The organism is Nocardioides sp. JS614 (genome assembly GCF_000015265.1).
GTDB lineage: Bacteria > Actinomycetota > Actinomycetes > Propionibacteriales > Nocardioidaceae > Nocardioides.
In genome coordinates this window covers 1,789,196-1,807,663 of the sequence record NC_008699.1, presented here as the reverse complement: position 1 = coordinate 1,807,663, position 18,468 = coordinate 1,789,196, and the positions used below count along the sequence as shown (strand labels likewise).

The window sequence follows — 18,468 nt, the reverse complement described above, 5'->3', positions numbered from 1 at the left end:
GTAAGAAGGAGCCATGACCGTCAGCAGACTCATCGCCCGCCCCATGCTCGCCTCCGCCTTCCTGGTCGGAGCGGCCAACGCCTTGAAGAACGCCTCGGTACCAGCCGGCAAGGCGGAGCCCGTCATCAGCCGTCTCGTCCCGCTCGCCAAGCGCGCCGGCGTCCCGCTGCCGGAGGACCCGGAGAAGCTGGTCAAGCTCAACGCCGGGATCCAGATCGGTGCCGGCCTCGCTCTTGCCACCGGACGCGCCCCCCGGCTCTCGGCTGCGGTGCTCGCCGCCTCCCTGGTGCCGACGACCGCGGCCGGTCACCGCTTCTGGGAGGTCCAGGACCCGACGCAGCGCACCCAGCAGAAGCTGCACTTCTTCAAGAACCTCTCGATGCTGGGCGGGCTGCTGATCGCCGCAGGCGACACCGACGGCAAGCCGGGCGTCGCCTGGCGGGCCCGCCACGCCGCCAAGGACGCCCGGCGTCAGGCCAGGCACCTCGCCAGCACCGCACGCCAGGAGGCCAAGCTCGCCAAGGCCAAGGTCGCCTGACCCCGGCCGTCGATAGGGTGCGGGGGTGACGACGCCCCCCGACTCCTTGGCGGACCCCTGGCTCGCACCCCGGGCGCGGCGCCCCGTCGACGCGGTCGTCACGCTCCCGGGGAGCAAGTCGCTCACCAACCGCGCGCTCGTGCTGGCCGCGATGGCCGACGGGCCCTCCGTCGTACGCCGGGCGCTGCGCTCGCGCGACTCCATGCTGATGGCGGCCGCACTGACCGCACTGGGATCGCAGGTCGACACCACCGGTGCGGACTGGTTGGTGACGCCCGGCGCCTTCGACCGCGACGCCGCCGTCGACTGCGGCCTGGCGGGCACCGTGATGCGGTTCGTGCCGCCGGTCGCCGGGCTGTCGACCGGAGCGGTCTCCTTCGACGGCGACCCGCACATGCGCAAGCGGCCGATCGGCGAGATCCTCGGTGCGCTGCGCACCCTCGGCGTGTCGGTCGAGGGCGACACGCTGCCGTTCACGGTCCACGGCTCGGGCACGGTGCGGGGCGGGACGGTCGTGGTCGACGCCTCGGCCTCCTCGCAGTTCATCTCCGCGCTGCTCCTCGCGGGCGCGCGGTACGACCACGGCGTCGACGTACGCCACGACGGCAAGCCCGTGCCCTCCCTGCCGCACATCGACATGACCGTGGCGATGCTGCGCGAGCACGGGGTCGAGGTGGACGGCGCTGACGCGAACCGATGGCGGGTCGCGCCCGGCCCGGTCCGCGCCGTCGACCACCTGATCGAGCCGGACCTCTCCAACGCCGCGCCGTTCCTGGCCCTGGCGGCCGTGTCGGGAGGGACCGTGGTGGTCCGCGACTGGCCGCGCTCGACCACGCAGGCCGGCGACGCGCTGCGCGACATCCTCACCGCGATGGGCTGCGAAGTGGGTTTCGTCGACGGTCCGGACAGCACCGGGCTGCGGGTCACCGGCAGCGGGACGCTGCTCGGCATCGACGTCGACCTGCACAACGTCGGCGAGCTCACGCCCGCGGTCGCGGCGCTGTGCGCGCTCGCCGAGGCGCCGTCGCACCTGCGCGGCATCGCGCACATCCGCGGCCACGAGACCGACCGGCTCGCCGCCCTCGCGACGGAGCTCAGCGGGCTGGGCGCCGACGTCACCGAGCATGCCGACGGGCTGAGCATCCGGCCCGCCCCACTGCATGGCGGCGTGTTCCACACCTACGCGGACCACCGGATGGCACACGCCGGGGTGATCATCGGCGCCGCCGTCGAGGACGTGCTGGTCGAGAACGTCGCCACGACCGGCAAGACCTTCCCCGACTTCGCCGGCTTCTGGTCCGGGCTGATCGAGGAGTGAGCGGGCGATGAGCCCCAAGGCGCGGGGACGCTACTCCGACCACGACGTCGAGCACTACGACCGTCCGCGCCGCCACACCCGTCCGCGCACCAAGGAGCGCCCGACCTATGACGACGCCGTCGACGGGGTCGTCGTCACGGTCGACCGCGGACGGTTCACGCTGCTGGTCGGGGACCGCACCGTGCTCGCGATGAAAGCACGCCCGCTCGGCCGCAAGGGCGTGGTCGTCGGGGACCGGGTGCGGGTCGTCGGGGACACCTCGGGAGACGACGGGTCGCTCGCCCGGATCGTCGAGGTCCGCGAGCGGGTCACCACGCTGCGGCGCACTGCGGACGACGACGACCCGGTCGAGCGGGTGATCGTCGCGAACGCCGACCAGCTCGTGGTCGTCACCGCGCTCGCCGACCCCGAACCGCAGCCGCGGCTGATCGACCGGGCGCTGGTCGCGGCGTACGACGCCCGGATGCAGCCGCTGCTCTGCCTGACCAAGGCCGACCTGCAGGACCCGGAGACCCTGCTGCGGACCTACCGGTCATTGGGCGTGCCGTGGGTCGTGACCCAGCGCGGGGACGACCTCACCGAGCTCCGCGGCCGGCTGCGCGGACGGACCAGCGTGCTGCTCGGCTCGAGCGGCGTCGGCAAGTCCACCCTCGTCAACGCGCTGGTGCCGCACGCGCGGCGTGACGTCGGCGTGGTCAACGCCGTCACCGGCCGCGGCCGGCACACCTCGACCTCGGCCTTCATGCTCGCTCTGCCGGACGCTGCTGACGGCGCCGGCGGCTGGATCATCGACACCCCCGGCATCCGCTCCTTCGGGCTGGCCCACGTCGAGCCGGAGCGCCTGATCGAGGCGTTCCCCGACCTCGACGAGATGACCGAGGACTGCCCGCGGGGCTGCACCCACGGCGACGACGAGCCCGAGTGCGGCCTGGACGAGGCGGTGGCCGCCGGCACGGCCGATCCGGAGCGGGTCGCCTCGTTCCGCCGGCTGCTCGCCGCGCGCAGCGAGCCGGCCTACTGACGGGCGCGACCGGCTTGCTGTAACGCCGTGTTACCCCCTCCTCCACCCGTGTTGCAGCCGGGTCGGAACATGCGGTAACAGGGCGTTACATGCGACGGGGAGGTTCGGGTCAGCCCCAGACGGCGCGGGCGCCGGCGTCGCCGGTCCGGACCACCCAGACCAGGACGACCACGGCGGCGGCCGCCAGCAGCACGTCCAGGACGACCCGGGTCACGCCGGTGCGGCGCGACAGCCAGGCGGCAGCGAGCGCGACGACCCCGAAGCCGAGGGTGATCCAGAACAGCTGCCGGGCGAGGTGCTGGTGGCTGAGCACCTGGGGGTTCGCCCGGATCTCGGGAGGCCGGGAGCTGAAGAAGCTGTTGCCGCTGTAGTACGCCGCGACGATCGACCCGACCCCGACCAGCGCGACGAGCAGCATCGGCCAGCGCAGGATGCCGCGCCACCGGGGCAGGGCGACGTAGCCGAGGGCCGCGACCGCGGCGAGCGCGCCGAACACGACGGCGGCGTGCACGACCAGGGGATGCAGCGGGAGCCCATTGATCTCCATGACCTGTACACGGACCACCACGCCGGATCGTTCAGTCACTAGGCTGACGGTGTGCCGATCTCCACGGACTACACGGACGACCTGCGGCTCGCCCACGTCCTCGCCGACGATGCCGACTCCCTGACCGAGGCCCGCTACAAGGCCCTCGACCTGCACGTGATGAGCAAGCCCGACCTGACGCCGGTCACCGACGCCGACCAGGCGGTCGAGGAGAGCATCCGGCGCACGCTGTCCCGGGTGCGCTCTCGCGACGCCGTCACGGGCGAGGAGCAGGGCTCCACCGGCCACAGCCAGCGGCGCTGGGTCATCGACCCGATCGACGGCACCAAGAACTTCGTCCGCGGCGTCCCGGTGTGGGCCACGCTGATCTCCCTGGTCGTCGACGACCAGGTGGTGGTCGGCGTCGTCTCCGCTCCGCTGCTCCAGCGCCGCTGGTGGGCGTCGATCGGCAGCGGCGCATGGACCGGCCGGTCGCTGCTCAAGGCGACCCGCTGCCAGGTGTCCGACGTCCGCCGCCTCGAGGACGCCTCGCTCTCCTACGCCTCCTTGCACGGGTGGGACGAGCGCGACCGGCTCGACGACTTCCTGTCCCTGATGCGCCGCTGCTGGCGCACCCGGGCGTACGGCGACTTCTGGTCCTACATGCTGCTCGCCGAGGGGGCGGTCGACATCGCGGCCGAGCCCGAGCTCGCCATCTACGACATGGCCGCGCTGGCGGTGATCGTCAGCGAGGCGGGCGGCCGGTTCACCTCCCTGGACGGCACCGACGGACCGTTCGGCGGCAACGCGCTCGCCACGAACGGCCACCTCCACGAGGCCGCCCTCTCGTTCCTCGCGGCGCTCCCCGACGACGAGGACGACCCCGACTCGCGGCGCACCGGCCCCGGCTCGGTCTCCGACCTGCGGCTGCACCGCCCCCGGGACTGACGTCAGGGACGGCACCCGGCTCCCGGGACCGGCCGCTGGCTGGACGCAGGGGTGTACGGGTGACCGGACCGACCAGTACGGTCTGCGCATAGGTCGGCCAGGACCCTACGGAGGTGGAGCGATGCGGATCGGCGACGTACTCAAGGCCAAGCCCAGTCATGAGGTCATCACCATCGGCCCGGATGCCGGCGTACGCGAGCTGATCGCGAAGCTGGCCGAGCACAACGTGGGGGCCCTGATCGTCAGCTCGGACGGCACCAGCGTCGACGGGATCGTCAGCGAGCGCGACGTGGTCCGCCACCTCCACAGCGACGGCACGGTCATCAACAACACCGTGCAGGCGATCATGACCACCGTCGTCCAGACGTGCGACCAGGAGACCCAGGTCGACGAGCTCATGAAGACGATGACGGAACGCCGGGTGCGCCACGTCCCCGTGGTCGAGGGGGGCCGCTTGGTCGGCATCATCAGCATCGGCGACGTGGTCAAGCACCGCATCGACCAGCTGGAGTTCGAGCGCGACCAGCTCGACAGCTACGTCCACCAGACCTGACGGTCCCTTGGCGGGTGCGCGGGACCCGGGTCAGCGGCCCTCGCTCTCGGCGAGCACCAGTGCGAGGTCGTCGGCCATCCGCTGGCCGCTCCAGGCGAGCAGCCGCGCCACCAACCGGTCCAGCGCCTCCTCGACGGTGCCCTCGCCGAGCTCGGCGGCGTGGTCCTCGAAAGGGAAGAACCGTCCCTGCCGGTCCCGGGTCTCGACCAGCCCGTCGGTGTAGAAGAGCATCCGGGCGCCGACCGGCCACGGGTGCTCGGTGAGCACAGGTACCGCGCCGAGCCCGAGTGGGAGCGTCGGCTCACCGGTGTCCGTGGTCGTCACGGCGGCGTCGACCACCAGGAGCGGCGGGTGGTGGCCGCAGTTGGCCAGGGCGACCCGATCGCCGTGGAACTCGCCCACGATGGCGGTGACGAACTCCTCCTCACCGATCATCCGCGCCAGGGTGTCGTCGATCGTGCGCGCCAGGTCGGCGACGTCGGGGGCGGTGAACGCGGCTGCCCGGAAGGCACCGAGCACCGCGGCCGCGGTCTGCACGGCCTCCAGGCCCTTGCCACGGACGTCGCCGACGATGACCCGGACGCCGAACGGCGTCGCGGCGACCTCGTACAGGTCGCCCCCGACCAGCGCCTCGGCGGTCGCCGAGACGTAGCGCGCCGCCAGGCCGATCGAACCGATCGCGGTCGGCATCGAGCGGAGCACCGCCCGCTGGGCGGTCTCCGCGATGACCGTCATCCGCTGCAGGCGGCCCTCCCGGTGCTCCCGCAGCGCAGCGCCCTGCACGGCGAGGAGCGAGAGCAGCACGCAGAGCACGACGCGCACCGACCAGTCGAGGGTCCCGACGTCGTGCTGCCAACGGCCGGACAGCAGCGCGAGGCCGACAGCCGCGACCCCCAGCAGCGCGGTCCGCCGCGGCGAGGTGAGCAGGCTCGACACGATCGGGCCGGCGGCGAAGACCGCGATCAGCTGCACGTTGGTGGTCAGGGCGACGAGGACCAGCACGACCAGCACCGCCGCGCCCAGGACCAGTCCCGGGTCGAGGCGTCGCCAGCGCTGCGAGATCGAGGTCACGACCCGATCCTGTCAGCACCTAGGCTGAGGCACATGGACAAGCCCGAGATCGACTTCCCCGACTTCGAACCGCCCACCGACCTGGTCGTCACCGAGATCACCGAGGGGGACGGACCCGAGGCCTCGGCCGGCGCCACCGTCTCCGTGCACTACGTGGGCGTCGCGCACTCGACCGGCGAGGAGTTCGACGCGTCGTACAACCGCGGCGAGCCGCTGCGCTTCCGCCTCGGCGTCGGCCAGGTCATCTCCGGCTGGGACCAAGGCGTGCAGGGCATGAAGGTCGGCGGCCGGCGGCAGCTCGTCATCCCGCCGCACCTCGGCTACGGCGACCGTGGCGCCGGCGGCGTGATCAAGCCCGGCGAGACCCTGATCTTCGTCGTGGACCTGCTCGCCGTCAGCTGACGTCGATTCGGGACTTCCGTCGGTCGAGTCGGGAGATCCGACCACCCAGGTCCCGAATCAACGCGCAGAAGTCCCGGCTCGACGGTCACCAGGGCAGGTGGTCCTCGAACGAGGCGGCGTCACAGACGCGGGCGGCCGCGGGCCCGAGGGTGACCACGTCGCCCACCACGAGCTGGCGGCCGCGGCGGGTCTCGACCTCGCCGTTGACCCGCACCAGCCCGTCGGCGATCACCGGCTTGGCGTCCGCGCCGGACTCCACCAGGTTCGCGAGCTTGAGGAACTGGCCGAGCCGGATCGACTCGTCGCGGATCGGTACGTCGAAGGGTGTCGGCTCGGCCATGGGATCAGTGAACCAGCACGCTGACGGCGTGGATCAGCACGCCCACCAGGCCGCCGACGATGGTGCCGTTGATCCGGATGAACTGCAGGTCGCGGCCCACGTGCAGCTCGATCCGGCGGGCGGCCTCCTTGCCGTCCCAGCGCTCGATCGTGTGCGTGATCACCGTGGTCACCTCCGCGCCGTACCGCTCGACGCCGAACACGGTGGCGTCCGCGGCGAGCCCGTCCAGCCGCTCGCGCAGAGCCTCGTCGGCGAGCAGCCGGTCGGCGAACCGGGAGACCTCGTCCAGCAGCCGGCGGCGTACGGCGCCCTCGGGGTCGGTGAGTGACGCCTGGAGGCTGCGGCGCAGGGCGTTCCACAGCGAGACGCTCGAGCTGATCACCTGTGGGTGGTCGAGGAGCCGCTGCTTGAGCCGCTCGGTGCGTTCCTGCGTCTCCGGGTCGTGCAGGAGGTCGTGAGCGAGCTGTTCGAGCATCGAGTCGAGGGCCTGGCGGGCGTGGTGGCGCGGGTCGTCGCGGATGTCCTCGACCCACCGCACCAGCTCGCGGTGCACCCGGGTGGTCACCGCGTCGTTGAGCCGGGTCGGAGTCCACCACGGCGCCCGCTCCCCCAGGACCTCGGCCACCGTGTCCGGGTTCTCGACCAGCCAGCGGTGCAGCTCGGTGAGCCCGAGGTCGACCAGGCCGTGGTGCAGGTCGTCGCGGACGGTCTCCTCCAGCAGGCTGCCGAGCAGCGGTGAGATCGGCTCGTCGTGGAAGCGCGGCACGAGCGCGTCGCGGATCAGCCCCTCGATGTGCTCGTCGCGGACCCGGTTCAGCGCGATCACGGCCACGTCGGCCACCTCGTCGACCGCCCGCCGGGCGTGCTCGGGGTGCGCGAGCCACCGACCGACCCGCAGCGAGATGGTGGCCGCGGCCACCCGGTCGCGGATGATCCCCTCCTGGAGGAAGTTCTCCCCGACGAACTCCTCCAGGCCACGGCCCAGCTCGTCCTTGCGCCGCGGGATCAGGGCCGTGTGCGGGATCGGCAGCCCCAACGGGTGCTTGAAGAGCGCGGTCACGGCGAACCAGTCGGCGATCGCGCCGACCATCGACGCCTCCGCGCCGGCGTTCACGAAGCCGAGGAACCCGTCCTGCTCGAGGGTCGCGACGTACACGACGGCGGCGAAGAGCAGCAGCGAGACAGCGAGCGTCCGCATCCGGCGCAGGCCGCGACGGCGCAGCTCGTCGGCGGCCGGGTTGGGCGTGATCATCGAGATGGTGGTCATCGCCCGCCATCCTGCCCCAGGGGTGCGCGTGCCAGAATGCGCCGCATGTCTCGCACGGTCATCACCTTCGGCACGTTCGACGTCTTCCACGTCGGGCACCTCCGGGTGATCGAGCGCGCCGCGGCGCTGGGCGACCGGCTGGTCGTCGGCGTCTCGGCCGACGAGCTGAACCTGCGCAAGAAGGGCCGCGAGCCGGTCTTCAGCCAGGCCGAGCGGCTCGCGATCGTCGCCGCCCTCAAGCCCGTCGACGAGGTCTTCGTCGAGGAGAGCCTCGAGCTCAAGCGCCACTACATCGAGGAGTACGCCGCCGACGTGCTCGTGATGGGCGACGACTGGGCCGGGAAGTTCGACGAGTTCGAGGACATCTGCGAGGTCGTCTACCTGTCCCGGACGCCGGCGATCTCGACCACGGCGCTGATCGAGAAGATCTCCGGCGGCAGCTGACCTCCCCGGTCCGGGTGTGTCGCCCGTCTAGGCTGGGGCACCGGGCCGGGCGAGTACCGCGGCCAGGCGCGCACGCAGGGCGCCGTCAGCTTTCGTTCTCGAGGAGGAAGATGCGCCGCTCGATCCTGGGCGTGACCTTGGCCGTGATCATGGCCGTGTCCGGGCTCGCCGGCGCCGGCGCGCCGTCCGCCGCGGAGGACCGGCCGTCGGGCCTCGAGCTCGGCTCCGCGGGGGTGCCTGCCGACGACGACGCAGCTGTCGACGGGGTGCTCGCCGCCGCCCGGAGCGCGATCGGCCTCGGCAGCGGCCCCGCGGCCGAGGAGCAGCCGCGAGCCCGTCGGACCGTCCCGGCCCGACCCGACGCGACCCTCGCGCTGCGCGACCTGTTCCGCGCGCTGCCCACGCTCGGCGCCGACGACCGTCGGGCCGCCCGACGCATCCTGGCCCGGCCGACCGACGGCGCGGGCGACGACCAGGGTGACGGCTACCTCGTGCCGGCCGAGCGCACCTGCCGCAACCACATCTGCATGCACTGGGTGACCAGCACCGCCGACGCGCCGCCGAGCCGGGCCTGGGTGGACACGAACCTGGGCTTCATGAACAGGGTGTGGCGCACGGAGGTCCGCAGGCTCGGCTACCGGCCGCCGGTCCGCGACGGCCACCGCGGCGGCGACGACAAGCTCGACGTCTACCTCAAGGAGCTCGGGTCCCGCGGCCTGTACGGGTACTGCGTCCCCGAGGAGCGGGTGCCGGACCGGAAGTGGCTCGCGTCGGGCTACTGCGTCCTCGACAACGACTTCGCCCGGGCGCAGTACGGCGCACCACCACGGCAGAGCCTGCGGGTCACCGCTGCGCACGAGTTCTTCCACGCCGTGCAGTTCGCCTACGACTACGGCGAGGACCCGTGGCTGATGGAGGCGTCGGCGACCTGGATGGAGGAGCGGGTCGCCGACGACGTCAACGACAACCGGCAGTACCTGCCCTACGGCCAGCTGGGCTCCCCCGGCCGGCCGCTCGACCGGTTCGACCAGCAGGGCTTCAACCAGTACGGCAACTGGCTGTTCTTCGAGTACCTCTCCCACCGCTTCGGCAACGGCGTGGTCCGTTCGATCTGGACCCGCGCGGGTGCCTACCCGGGCGCCGGGCACCAGTACTCCACCACCGCGGTCAAGGGCGTGCTGAGGAAGTACGGGGGCTTCCCGGACGTGTACCGCTCGTTCGCCGCCGCCAACGTGCTGCCCGGACGGACCTACGAGGAGGGTGGCGCCTGGGCAGGCTCGCCGGCCACTCAGCGCTGGCGACTCTCGACGGATCGGCCGCGACACGGCGCCGACCTCCGGATCAACCACCTGGCCTCGCGCAACGTCGTGGTGCGCCCCGACGCCGCGCTGAAGGACCGGCGCTGGCGGTTGCGGGTCGTCGTCGACGGCCCGGCCGAGCGAACCGACCCGCGCGCCGTCCTCGTGATCCGCACGAAGCACGGGGTGGACCATCGGACCATCCGGCTCGACCGCGACGGCCGCGGCCGGACGGCGGTCGGCTTCGGCAGCCGCAACGTCCGGTCGGTCACCGTGGTGCTGGTCAACGCCTCGACCCGGTTCTCCTGCTGGCACCGGACCACCTGGTCGTGCCAGGGCCGGGCCCGCGACAACGACAGGACGTTCACGGTGCGGACCGTCCTCCGTCGGGCCACGGCCGACCGGTCCCGCTGACCGGTCCCGCTGACCGGTCCCCGGATTGGCCCGTACAGACCGAACAGGATTGGCGCTGCGAACGGACAATCCGGGCCCCTAGATTGTGCCCGTGACCCAGGCCCCGGGCCCGACCCATTCGTTGACCCCCGATCCGCTGCCCGCCCACGACCCGCTGGCCGAGGGCGGACTCGGGGTGTCCCAGGGCGCGGCACTCACGCTCGGGGCGGTCCTGGGGACGGGCGTGATCTCGCTGCCGGCGCTGGCCGCGCACGAGGCGGGCCCGGCCTCGCTGGTCGCCTGGCTGGCCCTGGTGCTGCTGTCGGTCCCGCTGGCAAGCACGTTCGCCGCGCTCGGCGCACGCTACCCGGACGGTGGCGGCGTCTCGACGTACGCCCGGCGCGCCTTCGGCGCCCGGGTCGCGACCCTGGTCGGCTGGTGCTTCTACTTCGCGATCCCGCTCGGCGCCCCGGCGGCGGCCGGCTTCGCCGGGGCGTACGTCGCGGACAGCGCCGGCGGCGGCCGGCAGACCCAGCTGGTGACCGCGGGGCTGCTGATCGGCGCGGTGGCGGTGATGAACTGGTACGGGATCCGGGTCTCCGGGCGGGTGCAGCTCGCGATCGCGGCGACCCTGGCGGTGCTGCTGCTGGTCGCCACGCTCGTGTCCCTCCCCCATGCGGACGCGGGCCACCTCACACCGTTCGCACCGCACGGCTGGGCCGCGGTCGGCTCCGCAGCGGCCCTGCTGATCTGGGCGTTCGCCGGCTGGGAGGTCGTCACGTCGCTCTCCTCGGAGTACCGGCACCCGGCCCGCGACATCGGCCGTGCGACCGTGATCGCGCTGGTCGTGATGGGCGTGCTGTACCTCGGCGTCGCGTTCGCGACCGTCGCGGTGCTCGGCGAGCACACCAGCACCGCGCCGCTGTCCGACCTCCTGGTGCGCGGCTTCGGCGAGCCGGCCCGCGGCGTGACCACCGTCGTGGCGGTGCTGCTGTCGCTCGGCGCGATGAACGCCTACTTCGCGGGCAGCGCGCGGCTGGGCGCCGCCCTCGGGCGCGACGGGTCGCTGCCGGTGTGGTTCGCGCGCGGCTCGACGGCCGGCCAGGTGCCGCGGCGGTCCCTGGCCGTGGTGACCCTCGGCGCGCTCGGCACCCTGGGTGCTGTGGCGGTGACCGGCGTCCCCGTCGAGCGGACCATGCTGCTGGTCACCGGTGCCTTCAGCCTGGTCTACGTGGTCGGCACCGCCGCCGCGATCCGACTGCTCCCGCCCGGCACCTGGGTCCGTCGCGGCGCCGGCGTCGCGTTCGCCTCGACGCTGGTGCTGCTCGGCCTCACCGGGCGCTACCTGCTGCCGCAGCTCCTGGTCGGCGCGGCCGCGGTGGCCTGGATGGCGTGGACGCGACGAGCCGGGCGAGCCGCTCCAGACCCGGCCTGATCGTGGCGGTGCCTGCGGCGCCGTAGCCGAGCACCAGGCCCGGCGGGACGTCCGGCCCGACGGCGTACGCCGAGAGCGGCTCGACCGCGACGCCGGCCGCCAGCGCCGCCTCCGCGACCGCCGCGTCGTCGACCTCGGCGTCGCGGAACGTGGCGGCGACGTGCAGGCCGGCTGCCGACGGGACCACCTCGAGGCGGTCCGCGAGCAGCCGCTCCAGCCCGGACCGGACCAGCTCGCGACGCTCGGCGTACGTCGCCCGAGCCCGCCTGAGGTGCCGGGCGAGGAGCCCGTCGGCCACGAAGTGGGCGAGCGCGGCCTGCTCGGCCGGACCGCCGTGGCCGTCCGCCAGCTGGCGGGCCCCGAGCAGCGCCTCGCGCAGCGGCTCGGGAGCGACCAGGTAGCCCGCCCGCAGGGCCGGGAGCAGCGACTTCGAGAAGGTGCCGACGTAGACGACCCGGCCGTGCCGGTCCATCGCGTGCAGCGTCTCGAGCGGGCGATCGGTGAACCGGAACTCGCTGTCGTAGTCGTCCTCGACGATCGCGACCCGGTGTCGGTTGGCGAGCTCGAGCAGCGCCTGGCGCCGGGCCAGCGAGAGCGGCGGACCGAGCGGGAACTGGTGTGAGGGGGTGCTGAACACCAGCCGGGCCCGCTCCGGGACCCGCTCGACGACCAGGCCCTCCGCGTCGACCGGGACGGGCACCACGCGGGCGCCGTGCGACGCGAACAGCTCGCGCGCGAACGGGTAGCCGGGGTCCTCGACCGCGACGACGTCGCCTGGCTCGAGCAGCACCCGGGCGACCAGGTCGAGGGCCTGCTGGGTGCCGTGGGTCACCACGACGTCGTCGGCCTCGGCTGCGACGCCGCGGGCCAGGGCGAGGTAGCGGACGATGGCGGCCCGCAGCTGCGGCAGGCCCGCTGGGTGGGCGTAGGTGCCCGGGCGGTGCGCCCCGGCGCGGAGCTCCGCGGCCACCAGTCGACGCCAGGTGTCGAACGGGAACAGCGACGCGTCGGGGATGCCGACCCGGAAGTCGTACGGCGGTGCCGGCTGCTCGCCGCTCACCGGCAGCGGCCGGAACGACCAGCCGGCCCGTGGGTGCAGCGAGCCGGGGCGGCGCGGCGCCGGCACCGGCGCGGCCAGGTCGGTGACGTAGGTGCCCGCGCCCACGCGGGCGTCGAGGAGGCCCTCGGCGGCGAGCCGCTCGTACGCGGTGGCAACCGTGTTGCGCGCGACCCCCAGGTCGCGGGCCAGGGTGCGGGTCGGCGGCAGCCGGTCACCGGCACCGACCCGGCCGGCGCGGATCGCCTCGAGCAGCGCGCGATAGATCGCGCTCGCCCGGTCGGCGCGCGCGTCCAGGTCGACCGGCAGGTCCATGGCGACACACTAGGGCGGTGCACCCCCGGCCTCCGCGCTCCCGGAGCCTGCGTCCGCTCGCGCTGACGGCGGCCGTGGCGGCGGTCGCGACCGGGCTGCTGGTGGTCGCGGTCGCGGCCGGCTGGCTGGGCCCGGACGTCGGCCGCGGGGACGACTTCTGCGAGGCGGCCCGGGACGGCTGGGTCAAGCAGCCGTCGAACACCTTCTCCAACCTGGGGTTCCTCGTCGCGGGCCTGGGGATCGCGTGGCACGCCGGCCGGGTCCGGCTCCGCGGGCTGGCGACGCCGTACGCCTGCGTCGTGGTGATCCTCGGCCCGGCCAGCGCCGCGATGCACGCGACCCAGTCGGCTGCGGGGGGCGAGCTCGACCTGCTCAGCATGTACCTCGTCGCGTCCTTCGCGGCCGCGTACGCGCTGATGCGGCTGGCCGGCCAGGGCCCGCTGTTCCTGGCCCAGGTCTTCAGCCTGTCGATCGCGGGCTGCGAGCTGGTCGGCCTGTGGCCGCACGAGGTGCCGGTGGTGCGGTACGCCGGCAACCTGGCCTTCGCCGCGCTGCTGCTGACCGCGGTCGTGGTCGAGGTGGTGCTGTGGCGCCGGGCCCCGGCCCTCGGTGGCCCGCGGACCGACCTGCGCTGGGGCGCGGCCGCGCTGGGCGCCGTCGTGGTCGCCTTCGGGATCTGGAACCTCACAAAGACGCTGTGGTGCGACCCCGACTCCCTGCTCCAGGGCCACGCCGCCTGGCACCTGCTGGACGCGCTGGCGGCCTACCTGTTGTTCCGCCTCTGGGCCAGCGAAAGGTAAAGATCGGGCCGGAGGTCTGGTCCAGCAGCCTAGACCGGTGTAGACCGTGACCTGTATCACACAGTCGTGACTCGGCGCGGCGAACCGGAGGGAGATAGTCGCAGCATGCGCTCGCATGCCGCGCTGGGGTGGCGGTCTGATGGTGTGTGCACGCGCGTTCTCCTGTAGCGCCCTGGGAGGGGCAGACTAGGGAGTTCACAGATGTCCAAGCAGCTCATCCTCGCGCTCGGCGCGGGGGGTGCGGCCGCGGCGGCGGTGGTCGCCTCGGCGGCCTCCATCGGCACGGTCGACTCGACCGATCTCGGTGCCGGCACCACGGTCGTCGCATCCTGCGACAGCAGCATCGACGTCAGCTACACGACGGCCTACAACGCCACGACGGGCGAGTACGACGTCTCGTCCGTGACGCTCGACCATGTCGCCGCTGCCTGCATCGGTCAGCGGGTCAAGATCGCTCTCAGCGACGGGACCAGCTCCTTGGCCGAGGCCGACGTCGCGGTCCCGGTCTACACGGGGCTCCTCGACGACCAGACGGCGGACTTCACCGTCAACGCTCCCGCTGCCGACGTCACCGAGGTCGCCGTCGTGATCAGCGGAACGACGACGCCGTAGCCCGCTGTCCGGCAGCCGGTGGTCGAGCTCGATACCCGACCGAGACGGCGCAGGTCCTGGCCGCGCCGCCTCTTCAGCCTGCTCCGGTGGGGATTCCTGCTCGCCGTCCTCGCGCTCAGCGTGCCCGGCCCGTTCGGCCCGGCCCGGCTGGGCGTCACGGTCGTGTCCGGACCGTCGATGCTGCCGACGTACGACCCCGGTGACCTGGTCCTCACCTGGCGCTCCGGGTCCTACCCGGCGGGGACGCCGATCGTCTACCGCATCCCCGACGGCCCCGGGGCCGGCCTGAACATCGTCCACCGGGTCGTCGAGGTGCGTCCCGACGGCACCCACGTGACGAAGGGCGACCACAACGACCACGTCGACCCGTGGCGTCCGACCGACGCGGACGTCACGGGTCGGGTGGCGCTGCACGTGCCGCGCGGCGGGATCCTGCTGCGCTGGTTCGGGTCACCCCTGCTGCTCGCGATGATCTCCGGCCTGCTCGCCGGCGCCTCGGTGTTCGGGTGGGCGGGCCGGGGCGGGGGCCCCCCACCCCCGGGCGGTGGCGCCGGCATGCCCCGGCGCCACCGCCGACCCGCCCCGCGCAGCAGGGTCGCGCTGCGGCTCGCAACAGCGGGGACGGCGCTGGCTGCGGCACTGGCCTCGACGCTGACCGCGACCAGCGCGTCCGCGGCCCCGATCGGGACCCTCACCTCGGCCGACCTGGACGCGTTCACGGTGCCGAGCTCGTTGGCGGCCAACCCGGTCTCCTACGAGCAGGTCCTCACCAGCGAGACCGCGCTGGAGTACTGCGCGACCGTGACGGTCACCAACCACTCCGACCAGGCCGTGGAGTGGGAGATCACGCTCAACATCTCCCAGCAGCCCTACAACGCCACCGCCGTGTCGTCGTCGTACAACGTGACCACCGTGTCCTTCCAGCCGAACCTGTGGCGGGTCAGGGGCGTCGAGTTCAACTCCGTGCTCGCCGCAGGTGGGTCGTACGTGTGGGGCTACTGCGGCACCCGCACGCCGCCCGACCTCGCCGACGCGACCGCGGTCGCGACCGTCACCAGCTCGGGCGGCGGCCAGTACTGCGCGACCGTGGCCGTGACGACGCTCTCGACGGACTGGATCCGGTGGCGGGTGAGCATCGACCACGCGACCGTCGGGCTCACCGACAACAACTACTGGCTCGCCGCAGAGCCCACCAACGCCAGCAACGCCACGACGATCTCCTTCGACGGCGGGACCGGCACCTGGGTGGTGCGCGGCTCGGGCAGCAACGAGTACGTCCGGGCCACCAGCCCCGCCAGCTGGAGCTACTGCGCACCGATGTCGGCGGCCTCCCCGCTCGTCGATGCGACCGTGAGCGCGACCATCACCAGCTCCGGCGGTGGGCAGTACTGCGCCGACGTGACGGTCTCGACGCTGTCCCCGACGTACGTGAAGTGGCGTGCGACCATCGACCACACCACCCCCGGCCTGACCAACGCCGTGTACTGGCTCGGCGCCCAGCCGACCAACTTCTGGAACGCGACGAGCATCTCGTTCGGCTCGGGCGCCTGGGTGCTCAAGGGCACGGCGAGCAACGAGCTGATCCGGCTCGGCGAGCCGGTCAGCTGGGGCTACTGCGCGCCGACCAACCCGGACGCCGACCTCGTGGACGCGACGGTCTCGGCCACGATCACCAGCTCCGGGGGCGGGACCTACTGCGCGAACGTCACGGTGTCGACGACCTCGACCCAGCCCGTGCGCTGGCGGGCGACCATCGACCACACCACCCCCGGGCTGACCGCGCCGACGTACTGGCTGGTCGCCCAGCCGACGAACTTCTGGAACGCCACCAGCGTCTCCTTCACCGCGCTCACCGGGACCTGGGTGCTGCACGGCCTGAGCTGGAACGAGCTGATCCAGGCCGGCCAGCCCCAGACGTTCGGCTACTGCACCTGAGCCCCACCGGTCGGGACAGGGGCCTCCGGGAGGTCATGCGGACGGTGTCACCGCTTGCTCGGTCCGCGTGACTGTGAGTGTGGTGCTGCGGCCCGCTCAGGCGCCCAGGTCGAGGGTGTGGTCGGCGTGCTGGGCCTTCGCGGCGAGGTAGCGCGCATTCGCCTCGGAGCGGTGGACGGCGGTCGGGACGCGGGCGGCGACCGTGATCCCGTCGAGGGCCAGCTGCTCGGCCTTGTCCGGGTTGTTGCTGAGCAGCGCGACCCGGGAGACACCGAGCGCGGTGAGCATCTGGGCCGCGACCGAGTAGTCGCGCTCGTCCTCGCCGTACCCGAGCGCGACGTTCGCCTCGTAGGTGTCGAGGCCGGCGTCCTGGAGGGCGTAGGCGTCCAGCTTGGGGTAGAGCCCGATGCCGCGCCCCTCCTGGCGCAGGTAGAGCACGTACCCGCCGACGGCGTCGACGCGCCGGAACGCCTCGTGGAGCTGGGGGCCGCAGTCGCAGCGCTGGCTGCCGAAGACGTCGCCGGTGAGGCACTCGCTGTGCACCCGCACGAGGGGTACGTCGCCGGGCGAGCCGAGCCGCAGGGCGAGGTGCTCCCCGGGGTCGGTGAGGCCGTCGAAGGTGTAGAGCCGCGCGAGCGTGGACCAGCCGTCCGCGAGGCGCAGCGGGACCATCAGCTCGGTGCGGACCGCGGCCGTCACGACGCGTCCTCGAACCTGGAGGAGAGCGCGTAGCGCAGCAGCACGACCTCGCCGATCCGGCGCACGTCGACCAGGCGGGCCGGCCGGTCTGACCGGAACGGGAACGGGCCGTCGTCGACGAACCTGCGGGCGCGGGAGTCGCCGACGAAGAACGGCGCCACGACCAGGTGCAGCTCGTCGGCGAGGTCCTCGGTGAGGAACTGCGTGTGGATGGTCCCCCCGCCCTCGACCATCAGCCGGCGCACGCCCCGCTCGTGCAGGTCCTCGCTCATCCGGCGCATGGTGACCCGGGGGCCGCCGTCGACGACGGTCGCGACCGCGCCGAGCCGCGACCGGGCCTCGGGCGCGCCCCCGCTGGTGCAGTAGACGAGCTTCTCGGACTCGCCGGTGGTGAAGAACCGGCCGCGCGGGTCCAGCCGGCCCGCGCAGGTGACGGTCACCTTGAGCGGTGAGGGCTTCAACCCTCGAGACACCCGCTCGTCGCGGCGCTCCTGGTCCCGCACGAGCAGCCTTGGGTTGTCGTTGCGCACCGTCGCGGCACCGACCATGATCGCGTCGGACTCGGCGCGGACCGCGTCCACGCGGTCGAGGTCGGCGTCGTTGGAGAGGATCAGCCGCTGGTCCGAGGCGCTGTCGAGGTAGCCGTCCAACGACATGCCGCAGCTCAGCAGCGTGTAGGGCCGGTCAGGCACGGGCGAGCACCCCCTTGGTGAGCAGTCCTGTGGCGAGCAGTGCCGCGCCGGGGAGGGTGGCGACCAGCGCGAGGACGCCGTACACGACCGCGACGGTGGCGCCCTGGGCCGCACCCAGCCCGGCGCCCGCGAAGGCCCACGCGGCCGCTCCTTCGCGGGGGCCCCAGCCCGCCACGTTGAGCGGGATCGCGGCGGCGAGCAGCACGACGAGCGCGAGCGGCAGCAGCTCCGCCAGCGACGCGTCGGTGCCCGCGGTGCGTGCGGCCACCAGGAACACGACGACGTGGCCGGCCGCGGCCAGCACCGACGCGGCCACGACCTGCGGCCAGCGCACCAGCGCGACGGTGAGTCCGGCGCCGACGGCCACGGCTGCCGCCGGCCACGGCGAGACGAGCAGCAGCACGCCCCCGGTCGCGACCACCTGCACGGCCTGACCGACGACCCGCTCGAGCGCGACCGGCTTGGGCCCGTGCCGCACGGCCCGGTGGACGTCGCCGAGGACGCCACCGGGGAGCGTGGCGTTGAGGAACTGCGAGCGGTAGTAGGCGCCGACCGCCGGCCGCAGCGGTACGTCGACGCCGAGCCGCGCGGCGACCACGCGCCAGCGCCAGGCGCTGCACAGCGTGGTGAGCGCGGTGATCGCCAGCGCGGCGGCCAGGGCCGCCGGCGAGGTGGCGCGGACCGCGTCGACGAAAGGACCCGGCCCGACCCGTTCGACCACCACGGCGAGGACCAACACGCCGCCGCCGACCCGCCACCACCTCGTCGCCGGGTTCGTTCCTGGGCTCGTCACCGGGCTCGCCG

Annotated in this window: 20 protein-coding genes; 12 read left to right on the top strand and 8 right to left on the bottom strand. The window is 73.4% G+C overall.

Translation table 11 applies throughout. From position 1 onward, the window contains the following. Positions 1–13: 13 nt before the first annotated feature. From NOCA_RS10015 to rsgA, 3 genes are read left to right on the top strand one after another with little or no spacing between them, the layout of a single operon-like run. A complete protein-coding gene (locus tag NOCA_RS10015) occupies positions 14–538 on the top strand; it encodes a DoxX family protein (RefSeq protein WP_011755161.1) in 525 nt (174 codons plus the stop codon). A gap of 25 nt (positions 539–563) precedes the next feature. Next, positions 564–1,856, top strand: coding sequence for a 3-phosphoshikimate 1-carboxyvinyltransferase (aroA, locus tag NOCA_RS10010; RefSeq protein WP_011755160.1), 1,293 nt, complete (start codon positions 564–566; stop codon positions 1,854–1,856). 7 nt (positions 1,857–1,863) lie between these two features. Continuing rightward, complete coding sequence (gene rsgA, locus NOCA_RS10005) at positions 1,864–2,877, top strand: ribosome small subunit-dependent GTPase A (protein ID WP_011755159.1); 1,014 nt, start codon at positions 1,864–1,866, stop codon at positions 2,875–2,877. Positions 2,878–2,986: 109 nt separating this feature from the next. Here rsgA and NOCA_RS10000 read toward each other — a convergent pair whose 3' ends face one another. Continuing rightward, positions 2,987–3,463, bottom strand: a complete 477-nt coding sequence (locus NOCA_RS10000; protein ID WP_140404011.1) for a DUF2231 domain-containing protein — start codon at positions 3,461–3,463, stop codon at positions 2,987–2,989. Positions 3,464–3,475: 12 nt separating this feature from the next. Between NOCA_RS10000 and NOCA_RS09995 the strand changes: the two genes are divergently transcribed. Beyond that, positions 3,476–4,351, top strand: coding sequence for an inositol monophosphatase family protein (locus NOCA_RS09995; RefSeq protein ID WP_011755157.1), 876 nt, complete (start codon positions 3,476–3,478; stop codon positions 4,349–4,351). A gap of 121 nt (positions 4,352–4,472) precedes the next feature. Then, positions 4,473–4,904, top strand: coding sequence for a CBS domain-containing protein (locus NOCA_RS09990; protein ID WP_011755156.1), 432 nt, complete (start codon positions 4,473–4,475; stop codon positions 4,902–4,904). Positions 4,905–4,934: 30 nt separating this feature from the next. Here NOCA_RS09990 and NOCA_RS09985 read toward each other — a convergent pair whose 3' ends face one another. Further along, positions 4,935–5,975, bottom strand: a complete 1,041-nt coding sequence (locus tag NOCA_RS09985) for a PP2C family protein-serine/threonine phosphatase (protein ID WP_011755155.1) — start codon at positions 5,973–5,975, stop codon at positions 4,935–4,937. Positions 5,976–6,008: 33 nt separating this feature from the next. On the opposite strand from NOCA_RS09985, the gene NOCA_RS09980 reads away from it, so the two are divergent. Beyond that, on the top strand, positions 6,009–6,377 hold the full coding sequence (locus NOCA_RS09980; RefSeq protein WP_011755154.1) for an FKBP-type peptidyl-prolyl cis-trans isomerase: 369 nt from the start codon (positions 6,009–6,011) through the stop codon (positions 6,375–6,377). A gap of 85 nt (positions 6,378–6,462) precedes the next feature. Here the strand turns inward: NOCA_RS09980 and NOCA_RS09975 are convergent, their stop codons facing one another. Beyond that, positions 6,463–6,717: an RNA-binding S4 domain-containing protein gene (locus tag NOCA_RS09975; protein WP_011755153.1), complete on the bottom strand. Its 255-nt coding sequence runs from the start codon at positions 6,715–6,717 to the stop codon at positions 6,463–6,465. 4 nt (positions 6,718–6,721) lie between these two features. Next, positions 6,722–7,984: a DUF445 domain-containing protein gene (locus NOCA_RS09970; protein ID WP_011755152.1), complete on the bottom strand. Its 1,263-nt coding sequence runs from the start codon at positions 7,982–7,984 to the stop codon at positions 6,722–6,724. A gap of 45 nt (positions 7,985–8,029) precedes the next feature. On the opposite strand from NOCA_RS09970, the gene NOCA_RS09965 reads away from it, so the two are divergent. From NOCA_RS09965 to NOCA_RS09955, 3 genes are all read left to right on the top strand, one after another. After that, positions 8,030–8,428, top strand: a complete 399-nt coding sequence (locus NOCA_RS09965) for an adenylyltransferase/cytidyltransferase family protein (RefSeq protein WP_011755151.1) — start codon at positions 8,030–8,032, stop codon at positions 8,426–8,428. A 110-nt stretch (positions 8,429–8,538) separates the two neighbouring features. Continuing rightward, entirely contained in the window at positions 8,539–10,140 is a 1,602-nt protein-coding gene (locus NOCA_RS09960; RefSeq protein WP_011755150.1) for an MXAN_6640 family putative metalloprotease, read from the top strand. Positions 10,141–10,231: 91 nt separating this feature from the next. Then, positions 10,232–11,554 (top strand): APC family permease, encoded by a 1,323-nt coding sequence (locus tag NOCA_RS09955; RefSeq protein ID WP_238383449.1) that lies wholly within the window; start codon positions 10,232–10,234, stop codon positions 11,552–11,554. Here the strand turns inward: NOCA_RS09955 and pdxR are convergent. Continuing rightward, positions 11,451–12,926: a MocR-like pyridoxine biosynthesis transcription factor PdxR gene (pdxR, locus tag NOCA_RS09950; RefSeq protein ID WP_011755148.1), complete on the bottom strand. Its 1,476-nt coding sequence runs from the start codon at positions 12,924–12,926 to the stop codon at positions 11,451–11,453. The genes NOCA_RS09955 and pdxR overlap by 104 nt on opposite strands. 17 nt (positions 12,927–12,943) lie before the next feature. Here pdxR and NOCA_RS09945 point away from each other — a divergent pair, with 17 nt between their 5' ends. From NOCA_RS09945 to NOCA_RS25695, 3 genes are all read left to right on the top strand, one after another. Then, positions 12,944–13,726 (top strand): ceramidase domain-containing protein, encoded by a 783-nt coding sequence (locus NOCA_RS09945; RefSeq protein WP_140404012.1) that lies wholly within the window; start codon positions 12,944–12,946, stop codon positions 13,724–13,726. A gap of 201 nt (positions 13,727–13,927) precedes the next feature. Continuing rightward, positions 13,928–14,338, top strand: a complete 411-nt coding sequence (locus NOCA_RS09940; RefSeq protein ID WP_011755146.1) for a hypothetical protein — start codon at positions 13,928–13,930, stop codon at positions 14,336–14,338. A gap of 18 nt (positions 14,339–14,356) precedes the next feature. Further along, positions 14,357–16,273 (top strand): peptidase S26B, signal peptidase, encoded by a 1,917-nt coding sequence (locus NOCA_RS25695; protein ID WP_011755145.1) that lies wholly within the window; start codon positions 14,357–14,359, stop codon positions 16,271–16,273. Between the two features lie 96 nt (positions 16,274–16,369). On the opposite strand, the gene NOCA_RS09930 is transcribed toward NOCA_RS25695, so the two are convergent. From NOCA_RS09930 to NOCA_RS09920, 3 genes are read right to left on the bottom strand one after another with little or no spacing between them, the layout of a single operon-like run. Next, on the bottom strand, positions 16,370–16,972 hold the full coding sequence (locus NOCA_RS09930; RefSeq protein ID WP_011755144.1) for a GTP cyclohydrolase II: 603 nt from the start codon (positions 16,970–16,972) through the stop codon (positions 16,370–16,372). Next, positions 16,969–17,664 (bottom strand): RibD family protein, encoded by a 696-nt coding sequence (locus NOCA_RS09925; RefSeq protein WP_011755143.1) that lies wholly within the window; start codon positions 17,662–17,664, stop codon positions 16,969–16,971. Before NOCA_RS09925 ends, NOCA_RS09930 begins: the two co-directional genes overlap by 4 nt. Further along, positions 17,657–18,457 carry a lysylphosphatidylglycerol synthase domain-containing protein gene (locus NOCA_RS09920; protein WP_197687712.1) on the bottom strand — a complete coding sequence of 267 codons (801 nt, stop codon included), beginning with the start codon at positions 18,455–18,457 and terminating at the stop codon, positions 17,657–17,659. Before NOCA_RS09920 ends, NOCA_RS09925 begins: the two co-directional genes overlap by 8 nt. Between the last annotated feature and the right edge of the window lie 11 nt (positions 18,458–18,468).

Coding starts and splice junctions, on each gene's coding strand:
- NOCA_RS10015 (WP_011755161.1), top strand. CDS start 14: ATGACCGTCAGCAGACTCATCGCCCGCCCCATGCTCGCCTCCGCCTTC.
- rsgA (WP_011755159.1), top strand. CDS start 1,864: ATGAGCCCCAAGGCGCGGGGACGCTACTCCGACCACGACGTCGAGCAC.
- NOCA_RS09990 (WP_011755156.1), top strand. CDS start 4,473: ATGCGGATCGGCGACGTACTCAAGGCCAAGCCCAGTCATGAGGTCATC.
- NOCA_RS09980 (WP_011755154.1), top strand. CDS start 6,009: ATGGACAAGCCCGAGATCGACTTCCCCGACTTCGAACCGCCCACCGAC.
- NOCA_RS09975 (WP_011755153.1), bottom strand. CDS start 6,717: ATGGCCGAGCCGACACCCTTCGACGTACCGATCCGCGACGAGTCGATC.
- NOCA_RS09970 (WP_011755152.1), bottom strand. CDS start 7,984: ATGACCACCATCTCGATGATCACGCCCAACCCGGCCGCCGACGAGCTG.
- NOCA_RS09965 (WP_011755151.1), top strand. CDS start 8,030: ATGTCTCGCACGGTCATCACCTTCGGCACGTTCGACGTCTTCCACGTC.
- NOCA_RS09960 (WP_011755150.1), top strand. CDS start 8,539: ATGCGCCGCTCGATCCTGGGCGTGACCTTGGCCGTGATCATGGCCGTG.
- pdxR (WP_011755148.1), bottom strand. CDS start 12,926: ATGGACCTGCCGGTCGACCTGGACGCGCGCGCCGACCGGGCGAGCGCG.
- NOCA_RS09940 (WP_011755146.1), top strand. CDS start 13,928: ATGTCCAAGCAGCTCATCCTCGCGCTCGGCGCGGGGGGTGCGGCCGCG.